15 protein-coding genes and 3 pseudogenes are annotated in these 10,339 nt (G+C 46.9%); 11 read left to right on the top strand and 7 right to left on the bottom strand.

Annotated elements, in window-relative coordinates:
- Positions 1 to 340 precede the first annotated feature (340 nt).
- Positions 341 to 679 (bottom strand): helix-turn-helix domain-containing protein, encoded by a 339-nt coding sequence (locus BA1DRAFT_RS13840; RefSeq protein ID WP_036773169.1) that lies wholly within the window; start codon positions 677 to 679, stop codon positions 341 to 343.
- The gene (locus BA1DRAFT_RS13835) at positions 676 to 1,035 is read right to left on the bottom strand and encodes a type II toxin-antitoxin system RelE/ParE family toxin (RefSeq protein ID WP_036773167.1); all 360 of its coding nucleotides are present in this window, start codon (positions 1,033 to 1,035) and stop codon (positions 676 to 678) included. Before BA1DRAFT_RS13835 ends, BA1DRAFT_RS13840 begins: the two co-directional genes overlap by 4 nt.
- Before the next feature lie 236 nt (positions 1,036 to 1,271).
- On the opposite strand from BA1DRAFT_RS13835, the pseudogene BA1DRAFT_RS13830 reads away from it, so the two are divergent.
- The 9 genes and pseudogenes from BA1DRAFT_RS13830 to BA1DRAFT_RS22090 all read left to right on the top strand — a co-directional run bounded on the left by BA1DRAFT_RS13830 (position 1,272) and on the right by BA1DRAFT_RS22090 (position 7,148).
- Positions 1,272 to 2,443 (top strand): annotated as a pseudogene (locus BA1DRAFT_RS13830) (phage tail sheath protein).
- A gap of 10 nt (positions 2,444 to 2,453) precedes the next feature.
- A pseudogene (locus BA1DRAFT_RS13825) lies at positions 2,454 to 2,624 on the top strand (phage major tail tube protein); the annotation flags it as partial.
- A 96-nt stretch (positions 2,625 to 2,720) separates the two neighbouring features.
- Positions 2,721 to 2,840 carry a GpE family phage tail protein gene (locus BA1DRAFT_RS13820; protein WP_051560792.1) on the top strand — a complete coding sequence of 40 codons (120 nt, stop codon included), beginning with the start codon at positions 2,721 to 2,723 and terminating at the stop codon, positions 2,838 to 2,840.
- Positions 2,833 to 2,970, top strand: coding sequence for a hypothetical protein (locus tag BA1DRAFT_RS24110; RefSeq protein WP_235201110.1), 138 nt, complete (start codon positions 2,833 to 2,835; stop codon positions 2,968 to 2,970). Before BA1DRAFT_RS13820 ends, BA1DRAFT_RS24110 begins: the two co-directional genes overlap by 8 nt.
- Before the next feature lie 89 nt (positions 2,971 to 3,059).
- Positions 3,060 to 5,471 (top strand): phage tail tape measure protein, encoded by a 2,412-nt coding sequence (locus BA1DRAFT_RS13815; protein WP_235201109.1) that lies wholly within the window; start codon positions 3,060 to 3,062, stop codon positions 5,469 to 5,471.
- Positions 5,468 to 5,848, top strand: coding sequence for a phage tail protein (locus BA1DRAFT_RS13810; protein WP_036780174.1), 381 nt, complete (start codon positions 5,468 to 5,470; stop codon positions 5,846 to 5,848). The genes BA1DRAFT_RS13815 and BA1DRAFT_RS13810 overlap by 4 nt, the downstream gene beginning before the upstream one ends.
- Positions 5,845 to 5,997 (top strand): hypothetical protein, encoded by a 153-nt coding sequence (locus BA1DRAFT_RS24675; protein ID WP_420865147.1) that lies wholly within the window; start codon positions 5,845 to 5,847, stop codon positions 5,995 to 5,997. The genes BA1DRAFT_RS13810 and BA1DRAFT_RS24675 overlap by 4 nt, the downstream gene beginning before the upstream one ends.
- A gap of 10 nt (positions 5,998 to 6,007) precedes the next feature.
- Complete coding sequence (locus tag BA1DRAFT_RS13805) at positions 6,008 to 6,814, top strand: contractile injection system protein, VgrG/Pvc8 family (protein WP_420865146.1); 807 nt, start codon at positions 6,008 to 6,010, stop codon at positions 6,812 to 6,814.
- Positions 6,815 to 6,929: 115 nt separating this feature from the next.
- Positions 6,930 to 7,148, top strand: coding sequence for an ogr/Delta-like zinc finger family protein (locus tag BA1DRAFT_RS22090; protein ID WP_023045648.1), 219 nt, complete (start codon positions 6,930 to 6,932; stop codon positions 7,146 to 7,148).
- Between the two features lie 145 nt (positions 7,149 to 7,293).
- Here BA1DRAFT_RS22090 and BA1DRAFT_RS13800 read toward each other — a convergent pair whose 3' ends face one another.
- Complete coding sequence (locus BA1DRAFT_RS13800) at positions 7,294 to 7,569, bottom strand: helix-turn-helix domain-containing protein (RefSeq protein WP_036780172.1); 276 nt, start codon at positions 7,567 to 7,569, stop codon at positions 7,294 to 7,296.
- A gap of 139 nt (positions 7,570 to 7,708) precedes the next feature.
- Here BA1DRAFT_RS13800 and BA1DRAFT_RS13795 point away from each other — a divergent pair, with 139 nt between their 5' ends.
- Together BA1DRAFT_RS13795 and BA1DRAFT_RS13790 are read left to right on the top strand one after the other, a co-directional pair.
- Entirely contained in the window at positions 7,709 to 7,987 is a 279-nt protein-coding gene (locus BA1DRAFT_RS13795; RefSeq protein WP_036780170.1) for a type II toxin-antitoxin system HicA family toxin, read from the top strand.
- Positions 7,980 to 8,327: a type II toxin-antitoxin system HicB family antitoxin gene (locus tag BA1DRAFT_RS13790; RefSeq protein ID WP_036780168.1), complete on the top strand. Its 348-nt coding sequence runs from the start codon at positions 7,980 to 7,982 to the stop codon at positions 8,325 to 8,327. The genes BA1DRAFT_RS13795 and BA1DRAFT_RS13790 overlap by 8 nt, the downstream gene beginning before the upstream one ends.
- 319 nt (positions 8,328 to 8,646) lie before the next feature.
- Here BA1DRAFT_RS13790 and BA1DRAFT_RS13785 read toward each other — a convergent pair whose 3' ends face one another.
- From BA1DRAFT_RS13785 to BA1DRAFT_RS13770, 4 genes and pseudogenes are all read right to left on the bottom strand, one after another.
- The gene (locus BA1DRAFT_RS13785) at positions 8,647 to 8,880 is read right to left on the bottom strand and encodes a HigA family addiction module antitoxin (RefSeq protein WP_051560791.1); all 234 of its coding nucleotides are present in this window, start codon (positions 8,878 to 8,880) and stop codon (positions 8,647 to 8,649) included.
- A pseudogene (locus BA1DRAFT_RS23790) lies at positions 8,880 to 8,999 on the bottom strand (type II toxin-antitoxin system RelE/ParE family toxin); the annotation flags it as partial. The pseudogene BA1DRAFT_RS23790 and the gene BA1DRAFT_RS13785, both read right to left, overlap by 1 nt.
- Positions 9,000 to 9,627: 628 nt before the next feature.
- Positions 9,628 to 9,900 (bottom strand): type II toxin-antitoxin system RelE/ParE family toxin, encoded by a 273-nt coding sequence (locus BA1DRAFT_RS13775; RefSeq protein WP_036780164.1) that lies wholly within the window; start codon positions 9,898 to 9,900, stop codon positions 9,628 to 9,630.
- On the bottom strand, positions 9,893 to 10,135 hold the full coding sequence (locus BA1DRAFT_RS13770; protein WP_036780161.1) for a type II toxin-antitoxin system ParD family antitoxin: 243 nt from the start codon (positions 10,133 to 10,135) through the stop codon (positions 9,893 to 9,895). Before BA1DRAFT_RS13770 ends, BA1DRAFT_RS13775 begins: the two co-directional genes overlap by 8 nt.
- Positions 10,136 to 10,339: the final 204 nt, after the last annotated feature.

Raw genomic sequence — 10,339 nt, 5'->3', positions numbered from 1 at the left:
TATCATTCCTTTTTGAGATATATTACTGGAATGACACAGAATTTCTAACACTCCCTTTTTTTACTTCATGTTGGGCAGTGTCTATACACGTTTTACTTGGCTAACACTACAATTGGGACTATCTGCGCTCCTTTTGCGCAGATAAACGTTCCGATTTAGGTTGGAGCGGGTGCTGGTTTATGAGGTCAGCCTTTTCAGCTATATGGATCAAGCGGATTTTGCGTAAGGAACTACGGGAACGAGGTATTGAACCGAAAGGTTGAATCTTTTGAAATGCCAAGAAGCCCCCATTCTAGGTGCCTCTTGTCTTGAATTGCTCTAACACCTTTATATGTGGGTCTTAGCCTACCGTAATCTGAACAGGTTTTCCTATACGGGTTAACATATTAACTAATGCGTCAATGGTGAATTTATTTACCTTTTTATTCACAACGTCAGATACTCTTGGACGAGAAATGTGCAACACCGTTGCTACTTCAGTTTGTTTCATTTTTTTATCTGCAATCCATAAAGTAATTTCTTTCATTAGCTGTTCTTTGATTTGCAATGTGTTGTCTATTTCTCGTAAAGAGGTTGCATGAAGTTGCTGAGCCTCTTGCTCAGTAAAACCTAACTCAGAAAATATATTATGTCCGGCTGGAGTTACTCTACGAATTTCAGTGTCAATTTTAGTGGTCATTTGATATTTCTCCGCTGCTGGATAACTGCGTTGTATCGTACTTTAGCGATATCCTTATCATGTTTATTCGTTTGTTGAGTTTTTTTCTGAAAACTATGCAATACATAAATAGCTTCATCGAATTTAGCAACATACATAATACGATAAATACCTGTACTGTCTCTTAGCCGTATTTCTTTTACGCCAGAACCGATGTCAGAAAAGGGTTTCCAATCTTCAGGATCTATTCCATGCTGTATTCTATGAAGCTGATAGCCTGCGTCTTTACGTGCATCTGTAGGGAAGGCTAACAAATCTTCATAAGAAGAGCCAATCCAGGCAATTTCTTTCTCTGTACTGCTCCTGATTTTCGTCATAGTTTCCCTTCCTTACCTGGCTGTATAAAATTTTATACAAACCTGTGCAAAGTTACAAGAATTGTCGCTTCATTTATCGTGCATGGCATGAGTCTTTTGATTACTCAAGGATGAACATTTCTAATACTCCTTTTATACCCTCCACTTTGTGCTATTCCTGATACTTACCCAATCAACTGAATTTTATTGTCCCTGAGATCACCATAGCGAAATCACCATTACGGGAGTCTTTCGCTATGGCCCAAGATTATCATCATGGCGTCCGCGTGCAGGAAATCAACGAGGGCACGCGTACCATTACCACTGTCAGCACCGCTATTGTCGGGTTAGTCTGCACAGTGGATGATGCTGACACCAAAACTTTTCCCTTAAACACGCCAGTCTTGCTAACCGACGTTTTGACTGCCAGTAGTAAGGCCGGCAAAACGGGCACACTGTCCCATGCTCTGCGAGCGATTGCTGACCAGTCCAAACCTGTGACTGTTGTTGTGCGTGTGGTTCAAGGGGAAACCGAAGCGGAAACCACGTCGAATATCATTGGCGGCGTTACCGACGAGGGCAAAAAACGGGAATGCAGGCGCTGCTTGCGGCACAAGGTCAGCTCGGCATCAAACCGCGTATTTTTGGGGTACCCGGTCATGATACCCAACCTGTCGTAACAGCCCTTGCCGACATCGCTCAAAAGCTGAGGGCAATGGCTTATGTCAATGCTTACGGCTGCAAGACCATTTCCGACGCTATCAAATACCGCAGCAACTTTAACCAGCGCGAACTGATGTTGATTTGGCCGAACTTCCTCAGTTGGGATACGGTCAAAAATAACGAGTCTATCGCATACGCAACGGCTCGTGCGCTGGGCCTGCGTGCCAAAATTGACGAGGAAACCGGCTGGCACAAAACCTTGTCTAACGTTGGTGTCAATGGTGTGACAGGGATTTCTGCCGATGTCTTTTGGGATTTGCAGGATGCTGCCACCGATGCCAACCTGCTTAACCAGAACGCCGTTACGACCTTAATCCGCAAGAATGGTTTTCGTTTTTGGGGTTCTCGCACCTGTTCGGGTGATCCGTCGTTTCAATTCGAGAGTTACACACGCACGGCGCAGGTACTGGCTGACACGATGGCTGATGCGCATATGTGGGCGATTGACAAGCCGCTGGTGCCTTCACTGGTACGCGATATTATCGAGGGCATCAATGCCAAGCTGCGCGAACTAAAAGCCAATGGTTACCTGATAGACGGCCGGTGCTGGTATGACAAAAGCGCTAACACCAAGGACACCCTGAAAGCAGGCAAGTTATTCATTGATTACAACTACACGCCGATCCCGCCATTGGAAAACCTGCTGTTGCGCCAGCAAATCACTGACCAGTACCTGATGAATTTCGCCAACAGCATTAACAGCTAAGGGGCTACTCATGGCATTACCTCGTAAACTCAAATATCTGAATTTATTCAATGATGGCAATAATTACATCGGTGTTGTGGAAGAAATGACGCTTCCTAAACTGAGCCGTAAGCTTGAAGCCTATCGAGGCGGTGGCATGAATGGCACTGCCTCGGTGGACTTGGGGCTGGATGATGTCGCCCGGCGATCTGATTAACCTCTGCATTGAGGTGGTTAATTTTTTGTTGCCGAAGTCGGTGAAGTCCGATTTCCAGCATCAATAACCGTTGATGAACTGGTGGCAGACATTGCCACCGTGTTTCATTGGCCGCCTGCTGTGACAACTGAGATGGGCCTGCCTGAATTGTTGGCATGGCGTTACCGGGCCATGAAACGGAGTGGGGCCGATAATGAGTGACCGAAACTTACGCCTGCAAGTTATCTTGAATGCCGTTGATAAAATTACCCGCCCGTTCAAGAGTGCGCAGGTGTCCAAAAAGGGCTGGCTGAAACCCTTCGCCAGTCGCGTCAGCAGCTCAGGGAGCTAAACCAGCAGGCTGGCCGGATTGATGGTTTTCGCAAGACCAAGCGCCAACAGACCGAAACCCGGCAGGCTTACCGTAGTGCCACCGAACAAGTGGCGGCACTGACCCGTGAAATCAACGCCAGCCAAAACCCGACACAGGCCCAAATCAACCAGCTCCAGCAGGCAAAGAATGCTGCTGCCCGGCTTAAGGAGAAAAATCAATCCCTGAGCCAATCCCTGCAACGCCAGCGTGATGCCCTATACGCCAATGGTATCTCAACCAATCAGTTAGGACAGGCACAGCGGCGGCTCAATGGAGATATCAACCGTACAACTAGCACACTCCAGCAACAGGAGCGGCAGCTTGAACGTCTGAGACAGGGGGAACAACGGCTGGCGAATGCCCGATCCCGTTATCAGAAAATGCGGAACGTCAGTAACCAGATGGCCGCAACGGGTGTGGTTGCGACTACGGCGGGTGTCGGAGCGCTCTACAGTGCCAAGCGGGTGATGATGCCGGGTTACGACTTTGAAGTGGGGATGTCAAAAGTTCAGGCATTAACCCGGCTGGACAAGAATTCGCCCGAACTGAAAAAACTGCGGGAGCAGGCACGGCATTTGGGCGCCACAACCGCATTTACGGCGAATCAGGTCGCACAGGGACAAAGTTTCTATGCGATGGCCGGCTTTTCTCCCGATAAGATACGGTCAGCCATGCCTGGCACATTGGCGATGTCATTGGCGGGCGATACAGATTTGGCGGCCACCGCCGACATTGGTTCTAATATCCTGACCGGATTTAAATTAAAGTCCGGGGAAATGGGGCGGGTCAGTGATGTACTGGTTGGTGCCTTTACCCGTTCGAACACCAATCTGATGATGCTGGGCGATACCATGAAGTACGTCGCGCCTGTGGCGGCTGGATTAGGCGTCGATATTGAAACCGCTGCCGCTGCGACAGGAAAACTCGGTGATGCGGGGATTCAGGGCAGTATGGCAGGGACCTCCCTAAGATCTATTTTGGGACGGCTGGCTGAACCGCCCGCCGCCGCTGCGAAAGCGTTGGCAAAGCTGAATATTCAGACTAAGGATGCCAAGGGCAATCTCCGCGCTTTGCCGGATGTTCTGACTGAGCTGGACAAGAAAACTACTAAAATGGGTAACGCCCAGCGTGCCGGCATTTTTAAAGCTATTGCCGGGGAGGAAGCCTTTTCCACTCTGTCGGTATTGGCTGAAAGAGCCGGTACGGGGGAATTACAGAAACTCATCAAAGAATTGAAGAACGCCCAAGGTGAGGCCAAAAAAGTCGCCGATACTATGACTAATAACCTTGATGGCGACATGAAAAGTCTGTCATCGGCATGGGAAGATATCGGTATTCAAATCTTTGGCGGTGTGGACAGTCCCCTGCGTGGGATCGCCCAGCGTATCACCAAAATTATCAGCAAGACGGGCGAATGGATGAAAGCAAACCCTGAACTGACCAAAACGTTAACGATGGTGAGTACCGGGCTGGGTATTATTTTGACGGTTTTTGGTGCGATTACGCTGGCATTGGTTGCTCTGTTGGGACCACTGGCAATCGTTAAATTTGGCTTGTCAGTATTGGGTATCAAGGGAGCAGGTTCAATGCTACATCTTGGTAAAGTGTTTTCCTATCTTGGGAAAATGGTGATGTGGCTGGGGCATATTATGTGGACAAACCCCATTTTAGCGGTTATCGGCTTGATTGCCTTGGGAGCTTATCTGATCTGGCAGAACTGGGACAAACTTGGCCCGTGGTTCAAGAACTTATGGAACAACATTTCAAACTATGTTTCTACCACATGGGAAAATATCAAGCGCCGGGCATCAGTCAAATGGAATGAGTTGGTCATTGACACGAAAAAAATCCCGTCCGAATTTAAGAAGATTGGCTGTGAATTTGTCGAAAATCTTAAGGCAGGCATTGAGGAAAAATGGGAATCCTTGAAAAAGAAATTCTCCGAACTAGGCAAGATGGTTAAAGACGCCTTGACTCCCGACTTTATGCAGGGAGAAAACCAAGATCCCAAGCAAAAGGCGGCATTGAATGCTTATAAGGAAGCTACCGGTCCGATTGGCGGCATGCTGGCGGGTGGGTTCGATAAAGGTGGTTACATCCCGACGGGCAAGATTGGTATCGTGGGGGAATATGGCCCGGAGATCATTAACGGCCCCGCCCGTGTCACCAGTCGCCGTCAAACGGCTGCATTGGCGACAATCGCGGCCCTATCTGTAGGGGCAGTCTCGCCAGTCAGCGCCCAAAATGCTCCGTTGCATCCATACAGTTTGCCCGCTTCACAGTATCAGACATCGGTTGTTTCAGTTGCTAACCAGATTCAGGACAACAGACGATCTGTTTATGAAATTCATATACACGCCGTCCCTGCACAATCCGCACAGGATATTGCGCAGGCGGTGGCACGTGAACTGGATCGCCGCGAGCAACAACGCGCCCGCGCCCGTAGCTCATTTTCTGATAGCGAGGACTTTTATTCATGATGGCCGCACTCGGCTTATTTGTCTTTATGCTGAAAACCACGCCATACCAGAGCCTGCAACACCAACAATCATGGCGCTATGGATTTAACAATCGGGTAGGTGCCCGTCCTGCTTTCCAGTTTATGGGGCCAAATAACGATACTATTACCCTGTCCGGTGCCCTGTATCCTGAAATCACCGGCGGCATGTTTATCATTGCAAGCATCGACCAGACCAAAAGTGAATTTTTTACCGACGGTACCGCCCGTAAAATTGACTTTACCGTCACGGTGCGCCGTGTGGATGACAATTTAGGGGAGATGTTCGGCGACCTTCGCACCCAAATGACTGACTTGAAAACCCGTGTCACACACAAATTGGGCGGGCTATTTTCATGATTTCTTTACCTGATATGCTAAAACTCGATGGGATAACCGGCAAAACTAGTACACCTGTATATGTTCTCAGTGCTGGTGACAAAAATGTCAATGCCCGCATTCAGTCACGGTTGATTTCCCTGAATCTAACCGACCAATCGGGGTTTTGAGGCTGACCAGTTGGATATTGAACTGAATGATAGCGATGGTCTGTTATCTCTCCCTCGTCGTGGGACGGAGTTATCTCTGCATCTGGGCTGGCAGGGGGAACCACTGATCCACAAAGGCAAATTTATTGTGGATGAAATCGAATACAGTGGTGCGCCGGACAAGATAATCATCCGTGCCCGCAGTGCAGATTTTCGGGCGACGCTTAATATCAATCGCGAGGTGGCTTATCACCAGAAAACGATCAGCGATATTGTGCGCACTATTGCCGTGCGTAACGATTTGACACCGAAAGTGGACAAAATGCTAGCCAACATCACTCTCAGTCATATTGACCAGACCAACGAATCCGACGGCAATTTTCTAACCCGGTTAGCAAAACAGGAGGGTGCCATTGCCACGATCAAGAGTGGCTATTTGCTTTTTATCCGACAGGGGCAGAACAAAGCTGCCAGCGGGCAGTCCCTGCCTTCGGTTATCATTACCCGGCAATCTGGAGACGATCACCGTTTTTCACTGGCTGACCGGGGCGCTTATACTGGCGTTTCCGCCAGTTGGCTTAATACTCGTAATCCAAGGAAAAAAGAGAACATCACTGTCAAACGCAAGCGAAGTAAGACTAATCCGCAGCAAGAAAAGAAAAAACAGGACCATTATCTGGTTGGCAGTGAGGGTAACGTTTTTGTGATGAAGCACATCTATGCTAACAAGGCCAATGCCGAACGTGCAGCTAAAGCAGAATGGGAGAAAATTCAGCGCGGTGTGGCGTCATTCTCTATTCGACTGGCGAAGGGAAGGCCGGAGCTGTTCCCTGAATGACAGTGGATTAACGTCATCCTTGCAATTGGAAGTGAAAATTTCTGATTCAGATAGGGTATAGTTGCTTTAGTGCCAGTTTCAGCGATGGCAACCTGTTTGTTGAGGTATTCGCGTTATGATGAGATGCCCCTTATGCGGCCACGCCGCACACACTCGTAGCAGTTTTGAACACACTCCCCAAACTAAGGAACGTTACAACCAGTGCCAGAATATTAATTGTGGCTCAACGTTTGTTAGTCATGAAACCTTTGTTCGGTTCGTCACCAAGCCGACATTGATTGAAGCGGTTCCGCCGCATCCTGATAGTGGACAGCAGACCGTGCTGGTATTCTGATCGAATAGGTGCCGATGAGTAAATAATTAAAAAAAGCGTTCCATTATTCATCGTGGTGCGCTTTTTTTATGTAAAAATCTTTTTCTTGGGAGGAGCTTAGGAACGATGGGAAGAAGGCTTATGTCATGATCGTCTCAAACTATATTCAATTTTCAGGGACGTCTCTGTGGTTCACTAAAATCTGATGAATAGCCAAAACAACATCAGAAAAATCATCATCTACAATATAAAAATAGCATTCAGGGACATTTAACACCTTGGAAAACGCGCACATTGTTTCAAAGGTTGGCTGATGAGTTCCATTTTCATACTGTGACACTCTCGCTCGTGCTGACTTTTCATCTATGCCAGCCGCAATTCCGAGTTTTTCTTGCGTGATATTTGCACGTAAACGAGCGGCTTTTAAACGTTTGTTAATCATAAAGTTAACCGTCAGTTATTAGACATGTAGCTGACGATATATTTAACATTTTTAAGAAGCGAAAAACGACGTCATTGTTTGACATCATAATGGGACCAAAATAGAATGATATCATCAAATGACGTCAATGGGATGAAGGATGATTAAGGTTAAAGAGCTGAGCTCAAAGCACCGCAAGACCCTTGCGGATGTGCTGACCACCCCGCCGAAATCCGGCATAAAATGGGATGATGTAGTCAGCCTGATTAACAAACTGGGGGGGAAGATCAAGAACGGCAACGGATCACGCCGGAAGTTTATCCTCATGGGCTCAGTCTATCAGACTCATCAACCTCATCCTGGTAACGTAATGGATAAAGGCGCAGTCAATGGCCTTCGTGAGTGGTTCGAAAATGTAATAGGGGTCGAACATGATTAAAAGCAACAACATTATGACTATCGACGGCCATCCCGCTTCTGTTATCTACGAAGCAGAAATTAGGGCCTTTCGCGGCAAGTTTCTGGATGTCACCGGATATTGTGATTTCGTATCAAACAGTATTGACGGGCTTGAAAAAGAGGGACAAATCTCACTGGCTGAATATATAGAAACGTGCGAGGAAGAGGGAATTAACCCATTCAAGGAAGAGGGCAAGCTAAAATCTTTTACGCTTCGTTATCCTGGCTGGCTGGAAGCTCGCTTGACTGCGGCGACAATATCACACGCAGTCTCAAAGAACCAGTTCATAGTTCAGCTGCTTGAGCGGGAACTTCAATAAAATAGATAACGCCGGACAGTGACAAAACTTGTTTTTATTGCTGTTTGGGGTTGTTGGGGTCTACTCAACCACCCCAGCGATAACAGATACTGCAATAGTGACTTATCGAGGATACTTTCCTGTTCGGCCTTGATAAATGAAAAAGCCTACAGTATGGGGCAGTGACCGGGTAGCTGTGATAACCGCCAACAAATGCGGGCTACACAGGCCCCCACTTTTGTTGGCTTTTTACTATTGCTTAATGCCTTGAAGTGACCTGCGGCGTTTCGTCATTGTTGCCGTATAGAACGATACCTGACGTGTCGATTTCATCTTCCAGTTAGCGTAAGTCGTAGTTCGTCTGTAAGCGCATCCAAAATGCCGGATTACTCCCCAGCGCAGCAGACAGTTGGATGGCGAGCGCCGGGGTTAACGCTGTTTTGCCCGAAAGAAAGCGGGAAACCGTCGCTGGAGTTACGCCGATGTTTTTAGCAAACTGGCGAACGCCAACCCCCAAATCCTCCAGCATGTTGGATACCATAACGCCCGGATGAGAAACAATAGCCTGTCTCATTAGTGATAATCCTCCAGGTTTAAAATGTAAGCATCACCATTTTTAAATTCGAATGTGATGCGCTAGTTAGCTCTGACAGTAATTGACCATATGCTAGTCCGAGCCCCTTTTAGGGGGTAACTTGTAGGCATGAATATTTATGATAATTAAAGATTTAATTGCTGTATATTTTATTTAATCTGGTTGATTTATGCAAAGATGGCTTGTGTATAAATTTTTTGGCAAGGTGAAGTGACATGAATATTAGTTACTAAAAACGAATATTTTTTGTGCTTGAGCACGTTATTTTGACTATGAACGATTTCAGCAATATTTGACGTGTGAAGATATTGAAAAGATACAACGTGCAATAACTAAAATCATTGGCGCATCAAATCTTATCGGTAAATCTGAAAGTTGACTCTTGGATTTTATCGACTAGAGTATGATTATTCCCCGTGAGGGCTTTGTTAAAAATTTCTCCCGCAAAGGGCTTATAACCCCTCAGACATATATGAGGGGTTTCAAACTGCTGACAAACCTCGTTGAAAATAAAGGGGTTGCTTCTTTCGTTATGAATCATAATGTCTCCATTTTCCTCATTAACCCGGTCTAATCCCCCGCCAGGGCGTTATTTTCACTTCTCCTGCAATAAAATGTTTGTTCTCCAGAAATAAAAACAACAAAGCATTGCGATTAGCAATGGCAGCTCGCAGGACGAGACAGCTACGCTGGCTTGATGCACAGCACAACGTAGCACCCGCCCGCTCAAAGAAGATGACGGGGGTGATTCATCTGTTGATGAAGGATACGCGCAATCAGAATATCGGTATCCCGGATAGTATAGAAAACCGTGTGGCGGTGAAACTCAACCCGCATTACACTTGGGACAGATGGGTATTCCCTCCCTATATGTGGCATCTCAGCTAGCGTGTCAAAAAATGCTTCCAGTGCCTCCGTATAATGGTCAGCCTGAGCTTCACCTGTATAATCATAAATCCCAGCAAAATCTTCAGCAGCCTGATCCGTGAGCTTATACATTATGTCTGCGTTTCCGTTGTTCCGCTATATCCCGTAGGGTCAGCGAGCTTTCCCCACTTTCCAAGCCAGCAATAACCGCCTTGCGTACAATCTCATCGTAAGCTTCTTGTTGCTCCAGCAAACGCAGCGCTGAACGCATAACTTCACTGGCATTTCCATAACGGCCACTTTCAATCATGCGCTGTACGAACCCGTCAAGCTGTTCGCCCATACTAACAGTAGTAATTTTTCTCATATCTCACCGATGTATTAATAGTTAATACATCAAGTGTGCAGCAAATGAGGCTGCATTACCAATGTCCTGAAGCCCCGAAAAAAATCGGGGCTTATGTCGATGTGGTCAAGGTGTGGACACTTACTTAAATAAATCCTTTTATTACAATGTATTATGTTTGAAAAACAAACACCATCCCTGTCTTTCAGGTCCTTTTTAGGGCTT

Source organism: Photorhabdus aegyptia (assembly GCF_000612035.1).
Lineage (GTDB): Bacteria > Pseudomonadota > Gammaproteobacteria > Enterobacterales > Enterobacteriaceae > Photorhabdus > Photorhabdus akhurstii.
Note: the sequence above shows the minus strand (reverse complement) of the source record. Positions and strands in the feature narration are given on the sequence as shown.